Raw genomic sequence first — 17,328 nt, forward strand, 5'->3', positions numbered from 1 at the left:
CCTACCCCACCAGACCTGAGACCTAATCGAGCGTGAAGCCCACCTTCAGCGACACCTGCCAGTGCGCCACCTTGCCCTTGACGACGTGACCGCGCGTCTCGGTGACCTCGAACCACTGGATATTGCGCACGGTCTCGTGTGCCTTCGCGATGGCGTTCTGCACGGCGGGCTCGATACCCTTCTTCGACGAGCCGGTCAGCTCGATGGTCTTGTAGACATGGTCGGTCATGACGTTGCTCCCGAGTCGGCTCAGCGCTTGCGCGAGGAAGGCGCGGCACGCCCTTCGCCGGCGTCCTTGCCGCCGCGCTGCAGGCCTTCGGACATGCCGATCAGCACCCCGCTCACCAGGGCGGCATAGCTGTCCATCAACGCCTTGCCGGCGCGCAGGCTCATGGCCCGGCCGTCGCGCATCGCCGTCTGCGTCTGCGAGAGCAGTTGCTCGACCGTCTGCGCCGCCTGCGCGCCGCTGTCGGTGCCTTTGAGCTTCATCGAGTCCAGAACCTGCGTCCACGGCCCCTGGAGCGGCGCGCCGGCCGTCTGGGCCGCCTTGCTGACGCTGCTGAAGAAGGTGTTCTCCAGCTTCTCCAGGTCACTCAGCGCGCTCTTGATGCCGCCCTGCTGCAGGTCGGCACCCTGGTCGAGGAACTGCTGCAGCGCTCGGCGGTTGGCCTCGACGGCCTGCAGCAGGGCCGTGTCCATGCCGTCGATCGCCGAGCTGAGCAGTGCCTCCACCTCGGCTGGCTTGCCGCCGTGCTGGGCCGCGCCGGTGGAGGCGGCTTCGGTCACGGTCTTCAGCACGCCGCGGATGTTCTTCAGCGTCAGCTCGCGCCCCTGCAGGGCGCGCAGCGTGGTCTCGCTGACGGCCTGGCGCAGCGCCTCGCCCTGCTTGGCGCTGGCCTGCGAGAACATCGTGATCAGCGCTTCCTGGTCGATCCCGGTCTTGGTGGCCATGCAGTCTCCTCGGTGGTTGGCGAGCGATGGGAATGCTGCATTGATACCGCCGTTGTACCGGCGACGCAATAGGCTTCTTCGGCAAGGGGTCGGCCGCGCGCCGCCCGCCCGCTGGAGCGGACTACTTGCTCAACACCAGCTTGACGCCGAAACCGATCAGCAGCGTGCCCGCCAACCGCTCCAGCGCCTTCGTCATGCGCGGGCTGGCCCGGAGCCGGTCGGCCAGCCGGTGCGTCAGCAGCACCACGATGGCGCCGTAGAGGAAGGTCAGTGCGGCGATCGTCGCCGCCATCAGACCGAAGGTCGGCAGGCCCTGGTGGCGCGCCGGATCGACGAACAGCGGGAAGAAGGCCATGTAGAACACGATGGCCTTGGGATTGAGCAGAGTGATCGCGCAGGCCTGGCGGAAATAGTGCCGCGGCAGGATCTGGACCACCGGCGCGTCGCCGGGCCGGCTGGTGATCAGCCGGTAGCCGATGTAGGCCAGGTAGGCGGCGCCCAGCCACTGCACCGCCCCGAACACCAGCGGCGCGGCCTGCAGCAGGGCCGCGACGCCGGCCACCGCCAGCCACATCAGCACCTGGTCGCCGGCGATGACGCCCAGAGTCGCGGCGAAGCCGCCGCGCAGCCCACCCTTGCCGGTGGAGGTGATCAGCGCCAGATTGCCGGGCCCCGGGATCGCCAGGAAGACGATCACCGTGATAACGAACGCGCCGTAGTCGGCCACTCCGAGCATGATTCACCTCCGCGGTTCAGGTCGCGCACGGCGACCCGAACCAGCGGGAGCCGCTCACTCCGGCCAGTCGAGGCTTCCGACCGACTTGGGATACGTGACTATGCCCCAGGGCAGCTTCTTGTCGGCGATGCGCTTGGTGGCGTCCAGCGTCACAGCGTCGATCACCACCACCTCGTTCGAACGACCGCAGGCGATCAGGATCTGCTTGTCGTCGGGGGTAAAGGTGAAGTGCCAGCAGCGCTCGCCGGTCGGGATGGTCTTGAGGGTCTCGTAGGTCTTGGCGTTGTAGACCTGCAGCGTCTTGCTCTTCGCGTTGGCCACGAACAGGCGCTCGCCGCTGCGGTCGAAGGCCAGCCCGTACGGCGTGTCGCCGGTCGGCACCGACTTGACGACCTTGTACTTGTCGTCCATCACCACCAGCGTGTTGCCGTGCTCGATGGTGGCCACATAGGACTTGCCGTCCGGCGCGCGCTTGATGCCACGCGGCCGATCGCCATACGGCTTGACATCGACGGTCTTGACCTTCTTCCCGGTGGCGATGTTGTGGACCGTGATGTTGTCGTCTTCCTCGTTGGTCACGAGGATGTGCTTGCCGTCGGCCGAGAACTCGATGCCCTCGGTCTCGAGACCACCGCGGATGCGCCGCAGCACCTTGCCGGCCTTCAGGTCGACCACGGCGACATAGGCGGGGCTTTCGTCGTCGTCGTCCTTGGCCTTCTCGGCAGCCATCGCCTCCGGCGAGCCCGGCTTCGGCGGCGGCTTGCCGTCGGAGGCCGGCTCGAAGGACACGAAGGCCATCTGGCCGCGGGTGCGCACGAACTCGGGGTTCTTTCCGATCGCGATGGTGCTCAGCAGCTTGCCGGTCTCGCGGTCGATCACCGAGATGTTGCCATCCGCGCGGTTCGCCGTGACCAGCAGCTTGCCGTCGGCAGTGACGCCGAGGCCGCGCGGCTCCTTGCCCGGGCTGCTGAATTCGTTGGTGACTTCCATCGTGGCGAGGTCGATCACCGACAGTTCGCCGTTCTGGTTGCTGACGTAGGCCAGGCCGGCTTCGCCGGCTGCGAGCGCCGGGCCCTGGAGGCCGACGACCAGCGAGATCGCGAAGGCAGGCAGCAGCGTGGCACCACGCGGGCGATGGAATTTCATGCGTAAGGTCTCCTCGGTTGTCGTTCGAAACGCGGCGCCTGCGGCGAATCCGCGCCTGCGTGGGATGCGTGACAGGCGGGAGAGTTTCCCTCAAGCAGCAAATTCGACGCCCGGGAAAACTTCCCGACGTTCGCTCGACGGTGCCGACGGCCGTCACGCGCGCCGCGCTTTGTGATAGGCGCCGGGCCGGCTCGAGGCTGGAGCGGGTTCAGCGACTTCTCGCTGCGGTCATCGAAGAATTCGGTCGTGGCCCTCGACGTAGAGTCCTGACCGTCGGTGTCGTGCTCGGTCGCGAGCGACGCAGGTTGTCAGAAGCTTGGCGAGCTCCGGCCGCCAGAGCGGTAGCCAGTGGCCGAAGCTCGATGTCGGCGGCGTCCTACGCCGCCTTCGTCGGTCTCAGTGCAGCGCGCGGCAGCAGACGGCCGGCGTCAGGAACTCGCGCCCGACCACAGCGCGTGCATACAGGTAGTTGTGGCGCGCGCGCTCGCTCAGGCGATCGAGGTCGACACAGCCGCTGGCGTCGCAGGGGAAGGACAGCCCGCGGCCGGCGACGAACATGGAGTCGAAGCGCAACTCGTAGCTGGTGCCGGCGGCGGCAAGGGACAAGGCGGTGCTCATGGTGCGGGCTCCCATCGGTGCTGCATGCATCGGCAGTGGCGATGAGAACAGCTTAGGCGCAACGGCACGCAGGCGCCGTAGCTCACCACCCAAGCCGGGGGTCGGCCAGCGGCTGCACCCTCTGTAGGAAACGCACCGACGCGCTTGCCGGTCGACGCCCTGCGCGCTCTGGGCCAGGCCCTCGCCGCCGGGCGTCAGCGCATCACCACCGTGCCGAGCAAGGGGCCGCTCACGAGGGTGCCGCCAGTCGTTTGGGGGGGGTCCTTGGTGAGCCAGACGCGCACGATGATGCCCTTGGTCTTGCCGGCGGCGATCTGGTGATCGAAGCCGACGCGCCAGCCGTGGTTGAAGGCATCACGCAGCAGGTCGAGCATGCCCTGGCGCACCGGCTGGCTGCCGTCGGTGCGCAGCTTGAAGCCCGATGCCGCGCCGGCGACGTGGCTGTCGAGTTGCACCACGACCTCGACCTGCATGTTGTCGTTGGCCGGACCGAACACGTCGCCGACCTCGTTGACGCGCAACAGCACGATCTTGCCGCTCTTGGTCTCGAGTCCCATGCCGTTCTCCTAGGGGTTGAGTGCGCTGGCACGGATCAGCGTGCCGTTGTGCTGGCCGGTCCGCAGATAGTCGATGGCGACCGTGCGGTTGTGGTTGAAGGCGTCGCGCAGCAGGCCCAGCAGACGCTGTCGCAGCGCCAGCGAGGCGTCGCGACGCAGCTGGAAGCCGAAGGCCCGGCCGGGCTCGCTGTCGAGCGTGATGATCACCTCGCCGTCGATGCGGTCGGAGGGCGGGCCGTAGCCGCCGCCGATGTCGTGCACGCGAAGCAGCGTGATGCGGCCGCGCGCGGCCAGCAGTTCGCCGACCAGGTTGCGCATCGTGACCGGCCGGGCGTCCAGATCGATCTCGAACAGCTCGGCTAGCGCGTCGCTGTCGCCCTCCACGTACATCTGCATGCGGTAGCGCCGGCCCGGGCCGCTGCGCTCGTAGGCCACGCGGCCGAAGTTGCGCTGCATCAGCCGACCGACGAACTTCGCTCGGTAGTGGTCGCCGTCGAGCGGGAACTCGCCGCCCGACTCGACGGCGCGGATGATGGTCTCGAACTCGGGCATGTTGACCGCGTCCTTGGAGATCGAGGAGCTGGTGATCTGCACCATCGCCGGGTTGTTGCGGTGGTCGTGTGCGCCCGACTTGCGTGTGGAGCGCACGAGGTGGATCGCGCCGAAGTGGTAGTCGCCGCTGAGGATGAACACGCCCTTGGGCCGCGGGCCGGGCCGGCCCTGCGCGTCGATGTCGTTGGCGACGTCGAACAGCAGGTCCATCAGGCGCACGAGATCGGGCAGGTTCTTGTCGTAGGTCCAGGCGTCGCGCACGTCGGGGTCCTGGATGGTGTCCTCGAGGTGCTCGTAATACGCGCTGGCGCCGACCGCACCGACCACGGCGCCGGTGCCCGCGCCGATCTCGGCCCCCAGCGCCGCACCCGCCGCCGCGCCGGCCGGCCCGCCGACGATGAAGCCGCCGATGCCGCCCAGGATGCCGCCAGCGATGGCCCCGGCCAGCGAGCCGCCGGCCGCGCCGACCACCGGCGCGGCGAGGCTGGCCCATTTCTCGATCTCGGCAATCGGCAGGATGGCCGGCGGCACCGGCACGACGACGAACACCAGGTCGGCCTCGCGCACCTCGGCCGACCGCGACCACGCACGCATGCGGTTGAGCTGGGCCGAGCCCATGACCGGGTAGGCGGCGCTGCGTCCGCGCGCGCTGCGGCTGTCGGTGAAGTAGAAGGCCGCCGGGCCGCGGCGGTAGTGGTAGTCGAAGCGGGGCGCGCCGTAGCCGCCCGGGTTGTGGGCCTGCTGGAAGATGCGGTAGGCCTCGACGCCGTCGCGCTCGCGCGCCTCGAACTCGCTTTTGGCCGGCTCGCTCTTCGGCCGATCGGTTCCCCAGTCGTCGACCACCTCGTGGTCGTCGAGGCTCATGTAGGTGGGCCGGCTACGCATCGCGTCGCGCATCGGCTGGTAGGCCCAGAGCTGGTTGTAGCGGCGGATGTAGCGCTCCAGCCAGCTGTCGGTGTCGGGGAACTGCTTCTCGATGCCGTCGCCGTAGATCTGGTCGCCGATCAGGAACAGCAGGTCGTGGTCGTCGCGGCGCGCCAGCGTCTGCCAGCGCCCGAGCGCCGCCGGACCGCTGGGCAGATGGCAGGAACCGAAGGCCAGGCTCAGCCGCTGCGGGTCGGCCGGCAGCGTGCGCAGCCGGCCTTGCGTCAGCACGTGTTCGCTGTGGTCGGCGCGCACGGCGATCAGCAGGTAGGCATAGCGCGTGGCGGGCTGCAGGCCGAGGAAGACTGTGGTGGCGGTCTGCGCCCGGGCGGCATCAAAGCGCAGGCCCAGGCGTCGCGCGGGCTGGTTGCTGCCGACCGTGCGCAGCTCGCACACATGGCGGTCCCCGGCCGCCGGCGCGCCGTGCAGCTGGAACCACAGCGTGGTGTGGACCGCCGAGGTGTCGCCCACGATGGACTTGGCGACGTCGATCACCAGCGTGCGGTCGATCATCGCGTCGGGGCCGAGCCCGACCGCCTGCACCCGCGGGCTCCAGGGCAGCGAGACCCCGAAGGCATCGGCGCTCAGCGACTGGTCGAAGGCCAGCGACACCGGCGACTTGCCGCCCTTGCGCTGCCGCCGCACGGCGGCCACGGCCGCATCGAGCGACAGCTCGATGAGCGCACGACCGTCAAGCCCGGTCATGCCGCTGCCTTCGACGGTGACGGCGCGCGAGAAATCGGGGCGAAGTTCTTCCACGAACTCCGGAGGGCCATGCGGGTGCGGTTCGCCCTCGATCGGCGGCACCTGCACGCGGACCATCCACTGCCCTGCCACCCTCACCCGCAGTTGCGCCTGGCTGCCCGCCAGCGGCAGGGCATCGAGAAACTCGAACAGTTGCACGCGAGCCGTCAGCATGGCGACACCTCGTTCGCAGCGGAAGCACCGGGCGCGAGTGTGCGCCCGGCCCGGTATGCCGCGAAGAGGATTACGGCCCCAGCCCCTAGAGTGAAGTCGCGCATGACCGCGCGTTTGCGCAGGCACGGCGACGCGGGCATGATCCGCCGCCTCATCCCCTTGCTGCCGGAGCCGCCCGTGACGAAACCGACCTCGAACTTCCCCGCGTTGCTGATCGGTGGCCTGCTGGCGCTCGGCAGCCTGACGGCCCACGCCCAGTCAGACGCGCTGGCCAGCGCCGCCAAGGAGGCGGGCGCGGTGGTGACGCCCAGCGGCCTGGTGTACCGGTCGCTGAAGGATGGCAGCGGCGGCAGCCCGCGCCCGACCGACGTGGTGAAGGTGCACTACAGCGGCAAGCTCACCGATGGCCGCGAGTTCGACAGCTCCTACAAGCGCGGCGAACCCATCGAGTTCCCGCTCAACCGCGTGATCCCCTGCTGGACCGAGGGCGTGCAGCGCATGAAGGTCGGTGGCCGCGCCAAGCTGACCTGCCCGTCCGACATCGCGTACGGCCCCAGCGGCGCCGGCGGTGGCCTGATCCCGCCGAATGCGACGCTGGTGTTCGAGGTCGAATTGCTGGGGCTGAACGCGCGCTGAGCGCGCCCAGGGCTCAGGCCGCGATGCGTGACTGCGCGTCGCGGTACTCGCGCGCCAGCCGCTCGACCAGCAGGCGGGCCGGCACGACCTGCGTCACCGCGCCGATGCCCTGGCCGCAGCCCCAGATGTCCTTCCAGGCCTTCTTCGGCCCGCTGTCGTTCAGCGCCGCACCGAAGTTCATCGCGCTCGGGTCGCTCTCGGGCAGCGCGTCCGGGTCGAGGCCAGCGCTGCGGATCGAGCCCTTCAGGTAGTTGCCGTGCACGCCGGTGAAGAGGTTGCTGTAGACGATGTCGTCCGAGCTGCCGTCGACGATGGCTTGCTTGTAGCCCTCGACCGCGCGGGCCTCCTCCGTGGCGATGAAGGCCGAGCCGACATAGGCGAAGTCGGCTCCCATCGCGCGCGCCGCGAGCACCGCGCCGCCGTGCGCGATGGCACCGCTGAGCGCCACCGGGCCGTCGAACCACTGGCGGATCTCCTGCACCAGGGCGAACGGGCTCTTCACGCCCGCGTGGCCGCCGGCACCGGCCGCCACCGCGATCAGGCCATCGGCGCCCTTCTCGATCGCCTTGTGCGCGAAGGCGTTGTTGATCACGTCGTGCAGCACCACGCCACCCCAGGCATGCACCGCGTCGTTGATGTCGGTGCGCGCACCGAGCGAGGTGATGACGATCGGCACCTTGTACTTCGCGCACACCGCCATGTCGTGCTCGAGGCGGTCGTTGCTCCGGTGCACGATCTGGTTGATCGCGAACGGCGCGGCTGGACGATCGGGATGCGCGCGGTCGTGCGCCGCCAGCGCCTCGGTGATCTCGGCCAGCCAGTCGTCCAGCTGAGTGGCCGGCCGCGCGTTGAGCGCCGGCATCGAGCCGACGACGCCGGCCTTGCATTGCTCGATCACGAGCCGGGGGTTGCTGATGATGAACAGCGGCGCTCCGATGATCGGCAGCGGCAGCTTCTGCAGGATGGGCGGCAGCGCCATGGAGGACCCGCGGCTCAGAACGCGTCGAGCGCCAGCGCGGTGACCGAGTCGGCCCCCTCGACGATGCTGTCGCGCAGGCCCGGCAACTTGCTCAGCTGGTGCTCGGCATAGAAGCGTGCCGTGGCCACCTTGGCGGTCATGAAGGCCACGTCGTCGCCGGCCGCGGCACGCGTCTCGGCCACCAGCAGCGCACGCGCGAGCTGCCAGCCGGCCATCAGGCTGCCGGCCAGCATCAGGTAGGGCACGCTGCCGGCGAACACCGCGTTCGGGCTGGCCTTGGTGTGGCCGGCGACGAAATCGACCACCTGCTCGAAGGCCATGCGCGCCGCTGTCAGGCGCTTGAGCACGGCACGGGCCGCGACGCTGTCGCGCGCCGCGAGCTCGGCCTCGGTGCGGGCGACCTGGGCCGCGATCGCCTTCGCGGTGCCACCGCCGTCGCGCGCGGTCTTGCGGCCCACCAGGTCGTTGGCCTGGATCGCCGTCGTGCCCTCGTAGATGGTCAGGATCTTGGCGTCACGGTAGTACTGCGCCGCGCCGGTCTCCTCGATGTAGCCCATGCCGCCGTGCACCTGCACGCCCAGGCTCGCGACCTCGACGCTCATCTCGGTGCTGTAGCCCTTGACCAGCGGCACCATGAACTCGTAGAAGGCCTCGTTCTGTGCCCGCACCTCGGCATCGGGGTGGGCATGCGCCGCGTCGTAGGCGGCCGCGGCGACGATCGCCATCGCGCGGCAGCCTTCGGTGTGGGAGCGCATCGTCATCAGCATGCGGCGCACGTCGGGGTGGTGGATGATGGCGGCGCTGCCGCGCACCGAGCCGTCGACCGGGCGGCTCTGCACGCGGTCCTTCGCGTAGGCCACGGCCTTCTGGTAGGCGCGCTCCGCGACCGCGATGCCCTGCACGCCGACGGCGTAGCGGGCCGCGTTCATCATGATGAACATGTACTCGAGGCCGCGGTTCTCCTGGCCGACCAGATGGCCCACCGCGCCACCATGGTCGCCGTACTGCAGCACCGCCGTCGGGCTGGCCTTGATGCCGAGCTTGTGCTCGATGCTGACGCAATGCACGTCGTTGCGTTCGCCGAGCGAGCCGTCGGGCTTGGCGATGAACTTGGGCACGATGAACAGCGAGATGCCCTTCACGCCCTCCGGTGCGCCGCTGACGCGGGCCAGCACCAGATGGACGATGTTCTCGGCCATGTCGTGCTCACCGTAGGTGATGAAGATCTTGGTGCCGAACAGCTTGTAGCTGCCGTCGGGCTGCGGCTCGGCGCGCGTGCGCACCAGCGCGAGGTCGGAACCGGCCTGCGGCTCGGTCAGGTTCATCGTGCCGGTCCACTGGCCGGAGATCATCTTCGGGATGTAGGTCTGCTGCTGCTCCGGAGAGCCGGCGGTCAGCAGCGCCTCGATGCAGCCGTCGGTCAGCAAGGGGCACAGCGCGAAGCTGAGGTTGGCGCTGTTGAGCATCTCGCCGCAGGCCGAGCCGATGGTCTTGGGCAGTCCCTGGCCGCCGAAGTCGGCCGAGTGCTGCAGCCCCTGCCAGCCGCCCTCGACGAACTGGCGGAAGGCCTCCTTGAAGCCCGGCGTCGTCGTGACACGGCCGTCCTTCCACGACGACGGCTGCTTGTCGCCTTCCCAGTTGAGCGGCGCCACCACCCCTTCGTTGAACTTGGCGCATTCCTCGAGCACGGCCTGGGCCGTGTCGATGCCGGCGTCCTCGAAGCCCGGCAGCCTGGCCACTTCCTCGAGAGCGGCGAGTTCCTGCATGCAGAACAGCATGTCCTTGACGGGGGCCTGGTAACTCATGACTTGTCTCCTGGAGGGTCGAGCTTCTGTCGGCTCAAAAAAGCGCCCGGACGCTGGAAACGTCGAGGCGCTCGGATGGGGTTGGGGACGATCGGCCTCAGAGCTGCTTGACCAACTCGGGCACGGCGTCGAACAGGTCGGCCTCGAGGCCGTAGTCGGCGACGCTGAAGATCGGGGCCTCGGGGTCCTTGTTGATCGCGACGATCACCTTGGAGTCCTTCATGCCCGCCAAGTGCTGGATGGCCCCGGAGATCCCCGCGGCGATGTACAGGCTGGGCGCCACGATCTTGCCGGTCTGCCCGACCTGCCAGTCGTTGGGCGCGTAGCCGGCGTCCACCGCCGCACGGCTGGCCCCCAGCGCCGCACCGAGCTTGTCGGCCAACGGCATGAGCACTTCGTTGAACTTGTCGCTACTGCCCAGCGCCCGCCCGCCGCTGACGATGATCTTGGCCGCGGTGAGCTCGGGCCGGTCGCTCTTGGTCACTTCGCGGCCAACGAAGCGGCTGCTGCCGCTGTCGGCCACCGGGCTCAGGCTCTCGATCGGGGCGCTGCCACCCTGGGCGGCGGCCGCATCGAAGCCGGTGGTGCGCACGGTGAGCACCAAGATCTTGTCCGAACTCTGCTGGATGGCGATGGCGTTGCCGGCGTAGATCGGGCGCTCGAAGGTGTCGGCGCCGTCGACCTTGGTGACGTCGGAGAGCTGGGCGACGTCGAGCAGCGCGGCCACGCGCGGGGCGACGTTCTTGCCGTGCGCGGTGGCGGGGAACAGGATGTGGCCGTAGCCGGCGGCGATGGCGAGCACCTGGGCGGCGATGTTCTCGGCCAGCTGTTCCTCGAGCTGCGGGGCGTCGGCGTGCAGGACCTTGGTGACACCCTGGATCTGCGCGGCGTGCTTCGCGGCGTCGCCGGCCTGGTGGCCGGCCACCAGCAGGTGGACTTCGCCGCCGGTGAATTTGGCGATGTCGGTGGCGGCGCTGACGGTGTTGAGGGTGGCGCCCTTGAGCTGGGCGTGTTCGTGTTCGGCGATGACAAGGATGGCGGTCATGGTGGGGGTCCTCAGATCACCTTGGCTTCGTTCTTGAGCTTGGCCACCAGGGTGGCAACGTCGGGCACCTTGATGCCGGCGCCGCGCTTGGGCGGCTCGCTGACCTTGAGGGTCTTGAGGCGCGGGGTGACGTCGACGCCCAGGTCGGCCGGCTTGAGGACCTCGAGGGTCTTCTTCTTGGCCTTCATGATGTTGGGCAGGGTGACGTAGCGTGGCTCGTTGAGGCGCAGGTCGGTGGTGATGACGGCCGGCAGGGCGATGGAGAGGGTCTCCAGGCCGCCGTCGACTTCACGGGTGACCTGGGCGCGGCCGTCGGCGATCTCGACCTTGCTGGCGAAGGTGGCCTGGGGCCAGCCGGCGAGCGCGGCGAGCATCTGGCCGGTCTGGTTGCAGTCGTCGTCGATGGCCTGCTTGCCGAGGATGACGAGCTGGGGCTGTTCCTTGTCGGCCAGGGCCTTCAGGAGCTTGGCCACCGCCAGCGGCTGGAGCTCTTCGGTGCACTCGACGAGGATGGCGCGGTCGGCGCCGATGGCCATCGCGGTGCGCAGAGTCTCCTGGCACTGGGTGACGCCGCAGGAGACGGCGATCACTTCGCTGACCACACCCTTCTCCTTGAGCCTCACTGCCTCTTCGACCGCAATCTCGTCGAACGGGTTCATGCTCATCTTGACGTTCGCGGTGTCCACTCCCGTGCCGTCGCTCTTCACGCGAACCTTCACGTTGTAGTCCACCACGCGCTTCACGGCGACCAGTGCCTTCATTCGATCTTCTCCGGGATTGATGCAAACCTGCGCTGCGATTCTATGGAGGACGCCCGACGAGTCCGGGATGTCGCCCCTAGAAAAGCACGATCGTTCGATTCTAAGACGATGATACCGAGCCCCACCGGAGCTACACATGTCCGAAGGCGTCAATGATGGGCTCGGATCTGCGCGATCCGGCCACTTGCTAGACTCGCGCGCCCATGACGAACAGCGCCGCGCCCCTGGACGATCGAGCATCCGCCGCCTGCGTCGGCGTGTTCGATTCCGGCGTCGGCGGGCTGTCGGTGCTGCGGGCACTGCATCGGCACCTGCCGCGCTCGCGCCTGCTTTACGTGGCGGACTCGGGCTACGCCCCCTATGGCGAGCGCGACGAACGCTACGTGATCGAGCGCTCGCGCGTGCTGACCGCCCACCTGCTGCGCGAAGGCGCACAACTCATCGTCGTGGCCTGCAACACGGCGACTGCCGCGGCCGTGCGCGCGCTGCGCGAGGAGCACCCCGGCGTGCAGTTCGTCGGGGTCGAGCCCGGCATCAAGCCGGCCATCGCGCTGAGCCGCAACGGCCGTATCGGTGTGATGGCCACGCGCGGCACACTGGCCAGCGACAAGTTCCGCCAGCTCGTCAGCTCGCATGCGCAGGGTGCCCAACTGCATCTGCAAGCCTGCGCCGGTCTCGCGCACGCGATCGAGGCCGGCGACGCCGACAGCGCCGAGGTACTGGCTTTGGTGGACCGGTACACGGCCCCGTTGCGCGAGGCGGATGTCGACACCGTGGTGCTGGGCTGCACGCACTACCCGTTCGTGGCACAGCACATTCAGAAGGCGCTCGGGGCCGAGGTGCGACTGGTCGACACGGCCGATGCTGTGGCGCGGCGCGCGCAGCAGCTCGCGACCAGCCTGCAAGCCGCCACCGACGCAGTGCCGCGCCAGACTGCTCGCCTGTGGACCACCGGTGACCTGTCCACTCTGCAGTCGGTCGCGGGCCGATGGCTGGGCTTCGAGGCCGAGACGCAGGTGCTGCTGCCGGCTTGAGGCGCCCCGCCCGCATACGTGTCGGCACGCGGCAGCCCCCGCGCAAGGTTCCGATGGTGCCTCGACCCGGGATCGAACCGGGATGGACCGATCAGGGTCCGGCGGATTTTCTTACCTGCTACGGCTTTCGCCGCCGCACGCAGCCAGCGCTGCGCACGTTCGGGGTCTGGAGCGCGCCTTCACCATCGCTTGCGCCTTAGGTGCCCGCCGTCCGCTCTCTACACCTTCCGCTCCGGCTCGGCTGCGGCTTGGCTCGGCGTTGCCTCGCAGCGCGTGACGCACCGCAGGGGGTTCTCCGAATTTGACGGGATTCATCTCGCGCGTTTCCGCGCGAGCGCTCAAATTGATCTCAAGTCCGCTGCGTCTGCCAATTTCGCCATCGAGGCCTGCACGCATGGTAGCGCCGCACAGGAGGCCGGAAACAAAAACGCCCCGCTCGAGCGGGGCGATGAGGATGCACTGGAACACGTCGATCGGAAGACTGGAGGCGCGGGGCGGAGTCGAACCGCCCTGGACGGATTTGCAATCCGCTGCATAACCGCTTTGCTACCGCGCCCTGGAGCCGCTGTCGACGATGCCAGCAATTCTGACAAAAAACCGCTGACAAAAAAGGGAAGCATGAGCTTCCCTTTCATCACAAGACTGGAGCGGGAAACGAGGCTCGAACTCGCGACCTCAACCTTGGCAAGGTTGCGCTCTACCAACTGAGCTATTCCCGCACACTTTTCACTGGCTGCTCGCAAGAAATCGCTTCCTTGCGAGCCCCGCAGTATAGCCGAAGCGGAGGGGGTCGCGCAAGCGCTCCGCCCCGGGACCGGCTCAATGCTTGATCACTTCTCCACCTGCTGCAGGTGCTGCGTCCGGCTTGGGCGTCTCCGGCTTCGGCTCTTCGTCCACCAGCGGCTGGGGCATCGATTTCAGCGCGACTTCCAGCACCTTGTCGATCCATCGCACGGGCACGATCTCGAGGTGGTTCTTGACGTTCTCGGGGATGTCCTGGAGATCCTTGACGTTCTCTTCCGGGATCATCACGGTCTTGATGCCACCGCGGTGCGCCGCGAGCAACTTCTCCTTGAGTCCGCCGATCGCCGTGACCTCGCCGCGCAACGTGATCTCGCCGGTCATCGCCACATCGGAGCGCACCGGGATGCCGGTCAGCGCCGACACAAAGGCCGTCGTCATCGCCGCGCCGGCGCTCGGACCGTCCTTGGGCGTCGCGCCGTCGGGCACATGGATGTGGATGTCCCGCTTCTCGAACAACTCGTCCTTGATGCCCAGGCGGCGGGCGCGCGAGCGCACCACCGAACGGGCCGCCTCGACCGATTCCTTCATCACGTCGCCGAGTGAACCGGTGCGGATGATGTTGCCCTTGCCGGGCATCACCGCCGCCTCGATGGTCAGCAGGTCGCCGCCGACCTCGGTCCACGCCAGGCCGACGACCTGACCGACCTGGTCTTCCTTCTCGGCGCGGCCGTAGTCGAACTTGCGCACACCGAGGAAGTCGTTGAGGTTCTCGTCGGTGACGACGACCTGGCCCTCGTACTTCTTCAGCGACAGGCCCTTGACCACCTTGCGGCAGATCTTGCTGATCTCGCGCTCGAGCGAGCGCACGCCCGCTTCGCGCGTGTAGTAGCGAATGATGCCGCGCAGCGCGCTCTCGGTGATGTCGAGCTCCTCGTCCTTCACGCCGTTGTTCTTGCACTGCTTGGGCAGCAGGTACTTCTGCGCGATGTTGAGCTTCTCGTCCTCGGTGTAGCCGGACAGGCGGATCACTTCCATCCGGTCCAGCAACGCCGGCGGGATGTTCATCGAGTTCGACGTGGCGATGAACATCACGTCGCTCAGGTCGAAATCGAGCTCGATGTAGTGGTCGCTGAAGGTGTGGTTCTGCTCGGGGTCGAGCACTTCCAGCAAGGCCGACGACGGATCGCCGCGGAAGTCCATGCCCAGCTTGTCGATCTCGTCGAGCAGGAACAGCGGATTGCGCGTGCCCACCTTGGTCAGGCTCTGCAGCACCTTGCCCGGCATCGAGCCGATATAGGTGCGGCGGTGACCGCGGATCTCGGCCTCGTCGCGCACGCCGCCGAGCGCCATGCGCACGAACTTGCGACCGGTGGCACGCGCCACGCTCTGTCCGAGCGAGGTCTTGCCGACCCCCGGAGGGCCGACCAGGCACAGGATCGGCGCCTTGACCTTGTCGACACGGCCTTGCACCGCGAGGTACTCGAGGATGCGATCCTTGACCTTGTCGAGGCCGTAGTGGTCCTCGTTGAGCACATCCTCGGCGTTGACGAGGTCGTGCTTGATCTTGGTCTTCTTCGCCCAGGGCAGATTGACGAGGGTGTCGATGTAGTTGCGCACCACCGTCGCCTCGGCCGACATCGGCGACATCAGCTTGAGCTTCTTCAGCTCGGCGTCGGCCTTCTTGCGCGCCTCCTTGGGCATCTTGGCCGCGATGATCTTCTTCTCGAGCTCTTCGAGGTCCGCGCCCTCTTCGCCTTCGCCAAGCTCCTTCTGGATCGCCTTGACCTGCTCGTTCAGGTAGTACTCGCGCTGGCTCTTCTCCATCTGGCGCTTGACGCGGCCACGGATGCGCTTCTCCACCTGCAGGATGTCGACCTCGTGCTCGAGCTGCTCGAGCAGCTTCTCGAGACGCGCGTTCACGGAGTCGAGGTCCAGGATGGCCTGCTTGTTCTCGAGCTTGAGCGGCAGGTGCGCGGCGATCGTGTCGGCCAGGCGCCCGGCGTCGTCGATGCCGGCGATCGAGGTCAGGATCTCGGGTGGGATCTTCTTGTTGAGCTTGACGTACTGGTCGAACTGCTGCGTCACGGCACGGCGCAGCGCCTCGACTTCCGGCGAGGCGCCCTGCTCGGGCGGAATCGGGGCCACTTCGGCAGTGAAGTACTCGCCGCTGTCGTCGATGCTGATGGTGGTGGCGCGCTGCATGCCCTCGACCAGCACCTTCACGGTGCCGTCGGGCAGCTTCAGCATCTGCAGGATGCTCGAGACGCAGCCGATGTCGAACATGTCGTCGGCCTTGGGCTCGTCCTTGCCGGCGGCCTTCTGGGCGACCAGCATGATCTGGCGGCCGGCTTCCATCGCGGCTTCCAGCGCCTTGATGGACTTGGGACGGCCGACGAACAGCGGAATCACCATGTGGGGGAACACGACCACATCGCGCAGCGGCAACAGCGGCAGCGTGATCGGGTCGGCGGGAAGAACGGGATGTCCGGACATGGAGGCCTCTCTTTCTCAGGCCCAGATGGAGCCCGAGCGGGGGATTGCAAGAAGGAAGCCTGGGGGGCAGCGATGACGGCAGGCGGTGGGGTGACGGGCCGGCATCGGACGCGCCTCCCGCTTCAGGCGCTGGCCTTCTGTTCGCGGTAGACCAGCAGCGGCTTGGTGTTTTCTTCGATCGTGTGCTCGTCGAGCACGACCTTCTGGACGCCGTCCATCGTCGGCAGGTCGAACATGGTGTCCATCAGGGACTGCTCCATGATCGAGCGCAGCCCGCGGGCGCCGGTCTTGCGGGCCAGCGCCTTCTGGGCGATGGCGGTCAGGGCCGACGGCCGGATCTCGAGTTCGACGCCGTCCATCGCGAACAGCTTCTGGTACTGTTTGACCAGCGCGTTCTTCGGCTCGGTCAGGATCTGCACCATCGCGTCCTCGGTCAGCTCGCCCAGCGTGGCGACCACCGGTAGGCGACCCACCAGTTCCGGGATCAGGCCGAACTTGATCAGGTCTTCGGGCTCCACCTCGCGGAACACCTCGCTCACCTTGCGCTCGGTCTTGCTCTTCACGCTGGCGCCGAAGCCGATGCCCGACTTTTCGGAGCGGTTCTGGATTACCTTCTCCAGCCCGTCGAACGCGCCGCCGCAGATGAACAGGATGTTGGTCGTGTCGATCTGCAGGAAGTCCTGGTTCGGGTGCTTGCGCCCGCCCTGCGGCGGCACGCTGGCCATCGTGCCTTCGACGAGCTTGAGCAAGGCCTGCTGCACGCCCTCGCCCGACACGTCGCGCGTGATCGAAGGGTTGTCGGCCTTGCGAGAGATCTTGTCGATCTCGTCGATGTAGACGATGCCGCGCTGCGCGCGCTCGACCTCGTAGTTGCAGTTCTGCAGCAGCTTCTGGATGATGTTCTCGACGTCCTCGCCCACGTAGCCGGCCTCGGTCAGCGTGGTGGCGTCGGCGATCACGAACGGCACGTTGAGCAGCCGCGCTAGCGTCTGCGCCAGCAACGTCTTGCCCGAGCCGGTGGGGCCGATCAGCAGGATGTTGCTCTTCGCGAGCTCCACGTCCTCCTTCTTGCCCACGCCCTGCACGTGCTTGAGGCGCTTGTAGTGGTTGTAGACCGCGACGGCGAGCGTGCGCTTGGCCGGCTCCTGCCCGATCACGTACTGATCCAGGCTGGCCTTGATCTCGCCCGGCACCGGCAGATCGCTCTTGGCTGCCTTCGCGTCAGGGCTTTCCGCAGGAACTTCGTCACGGATGATGTCGTTGCACAGCTCGATGCACTCGTCGCAGATGAAGACCGACGGGCCGGCGATGAGCTTCTTCACCTCGTGCTGACTCTTCCCGCAGAACGAGCAATACAGCACTTTTTCGCTGGAGGAGCCTTTTTTCTCGGGCATGGGACGAGCCGTCTGGGGAGTGACAAGAATGATAA

15 protein-coding genes and 2 tRNA genes are annotated in these 17,328 nt (G+C 67.8%); 2 read left to right on the top strand and 15 right to left on the bottom strand.

Annotated elements, in window-relative coordinates; genetic code table 11:
- Positions 1-22: 22 nt before the first annotated feature.
- The 7 genes from ASC67_RS14420 to ASC67_RS14450 all read right to left on the bottom strand — a co-directional run bounded on the left by ASC67_RS14420 (position 23) and on the right by ASC67_RS14450 (position 6,402).
- Positions 23-229 (bottom strand): dodecin, encoded by a 207-nt coding sequence (locus ASC67_RS14420; protein ID WP_011828904.1) that lies wholly within the window; start codon positions 227-229, stop codon positions 23-25.
- A gap of 20 nt (positions 230-249) precedes the next feature.
- Positions 250-951 carry a DUF6781 family protein gene (locus tag ASC67_RS14425; RefSeq protein WP_056322363.1) on the bottom strand — a complete coding sequence of 234 codons (702 nt, stop codon included), beginning with the start codon at positions 949-951 and terminating at the stop codon, positions 250-252.
- Between the two features lie 121 nt (positions 952-1,072).
- Positions 1,073-1,687, bottom strand: coding sequence for a LysE family translocator (locus ASC67_RS14430; RefSeq protein ID WP_056322367.1), 615 nt, complete (start codon positions 1,685-1,687; stop codon positions 1,073-1,075).
- Between the two features lie 54 nt (positions 1,688-1,741).
- On the bottom strand, positions 1,742-2,833 hold the full coding sequence (locus ASC67_RS14435) for an amine dehydrogenase large subunit (protein ID WP_056322371.1): 1,092 nt from the start codon (positions 2,831-2,833) through the stop codon (positions 1,742-1,744).
- A gap of 396 nt (positions 2,834-3,229) precedes the next feature.
- Entirely contained in the window at positions 3,230-3,451 is a 222-nt protein-coding gene (locus ASC67_RS14440) for a hypothetical protein (RefSeq protein WP_056322375.1), read from the bottom strand.
- Between the two features lie 194 nt (positions 3,452-3,645).
- On the bottom strand, positions 3,646-4,008 hold the full coding sequence (locus ASC67_RS14445) for a hypothetical protein (protein ID WP_056322379.1): 363 nt from the start codon (positions 4,006-4,008) through the stop codon (positions 3,646-3,648).
- Between the two features lie 9 nt (positions 4,009-4,017).
- Positions 4,018-6,402, bottom strand: a complete 2,385-nt coding sequence (locus ASC67_RS14450; RefSeq protein ID WP_056322383.1) for an alkaline phosphatase D family protein — start codon at positions 6,400-6,402, stop codon at positions 4,018-4,020.
- A 177-nt stretch (positions 6,403-6,579) separates the two neighbouring features.
- Between ASC67_RS14450 and ASC67_RS14455 the strand changes: the two genes are divergently transcribed.
- A complete protein-coding gene (locus ASC67_RS14455) occupies positions 6,580-7,038 on the top strand; it encodes an FKBP-type peptidyl-prolyl cis-trans isomerase (RefSeq protein ID WP_235566342.1) in 459 nt (152 codons plus the stop codon).
- A gap of 13 nt (positions 7,039-7,051) precedes the next feature.
- Here ASC67_RS14455 and ASC67_RS14460 read toward each other — a convergent pair whose 3' ends face one another.
- The 4 genes from ASC67_RS14460 to ASC67_RS14475 form a co-directional block, all read right to left on the bottom strand.
- Complete coding sequence (locus tag ASC67_RS14460) at positions 7,052-8,017, bottom strand: nitronate monooxygenase family protein (protein ID WP_056322386.1); 966 nt, start codon at positions 8,015-8,017, stop codon at positions 7,052-7,054.
- Positions 8,018-8,031: 14 nt separating this feature from the next.
- Positions 8,032-9,822 (bottom strand): acyl-CoA dehydrogenase, encoded by a 1,791-nt coding sequence (locus ASC67_RS14465; protein WP_056322390.1) that lies wholly within the window; start codon positions 9,820-9,822, stop codon positions 8,032-8,034.
- 97 nt (positions 9,823-9,919) lie between these two features.
- Complete coding sequence (locus tag ASC67_RS14470; protein ID WP_056322393.1) at positions 9,920-10,867, bottom strand: electron transfer flavoprotein subunit alpha/FixB family protein; 948 nt, start codon at positions 10,865-10,867, stop codon at positions 9,920-9,922.
- A gap of 11 nt (positions 10,868-10,878) precedes the next feature.
- Complete coding sequence (locus ASC67_RS14475; protein WP_056322396.1) at positions 10,879-11,628, bottom strand: electron transfer flavoprotein subunit beta/FixA family protein; 750 nt, start codon at positions 11,626-11,628, stop codon at positions 10,879-10,881.
- Positions 11,629-11,831: 203 nt separating this feature from the next.
- Here ASC67_RS14475 and murI point away from each other — a divergent pair, with 203 nt between their 5' ends.
- Positions 11,832-12,662 carry a glutamate racemase gene (gene murI, locus ASC67_RS14480; protein ID WP_056322401.1) on the top strand — a complete coding sequence of 277 codons (831 nt, stop codon included), beginning with the start codon at positions 11,832-11,834 and terminating at the stop codon, positions 12,660-12,662.
- 482 nt (positions 12,663-13,144) lie between these two features.
- Here murI and ASC67_RS14485 read toward each other — a convergent pair.
- The 4 genes from ASC67_RS14485 to clpX all read right to left on the bottom strand — a co-directional run bounded on the left by ASC67_RS14485 (position 13,145) and on the right by clpX (position 17,293).
- Positions 13,145-13,218: transfer RNA gene (locus tag ASC67_RS14485), tRNA-Cys, on the bottom strand.
- An 87-nt stretch (positions 13,219-13,305) separates the two neighbouring features.
- Positions 13,306-13,381, bottom strand: a tRNA-Gly gene (locus tag ASC67_RS14490).
- Between the two features lie 100 nt (positions 13,382-13,481).
- Positions 13,482-15,899, bottom strand: coding sequence for an endopeptidase La (gene lon, locus ASC67_RS14495; protein ID WP_056322405.1), 2,418 nt, complete (start codon positions 15,897-15,899; stop codon positions 13,482-13,484).
- A gap of 122 nt (positions 15,900-16,021) precedes the next feature.
- Positions 16,022-17,293, bottom strand: a complete 1,272-nt coding sequence (clpX, locus tag ASC67_RS14500) for an ATP-dependent Clp protease ATP-binding subunit ClpX (RefSeq protein ID WP_056322408.1) — start codon at positions 17,291-17,293, stop codon at positions 16,022-16,024.
- Positions 17,294-17,328 lie beyond the last annotated feature (35 nt).

Source organism: Methylibium sp. Root1272 (assembly GCF_001425905.1).
In the GTDB taxonomy this organism is placed as follows: Bacteria; Pseudomonadota; Gammaproteobacteria; order Burkholderiales; family Burkholderiaceae_C; genus Methylibium.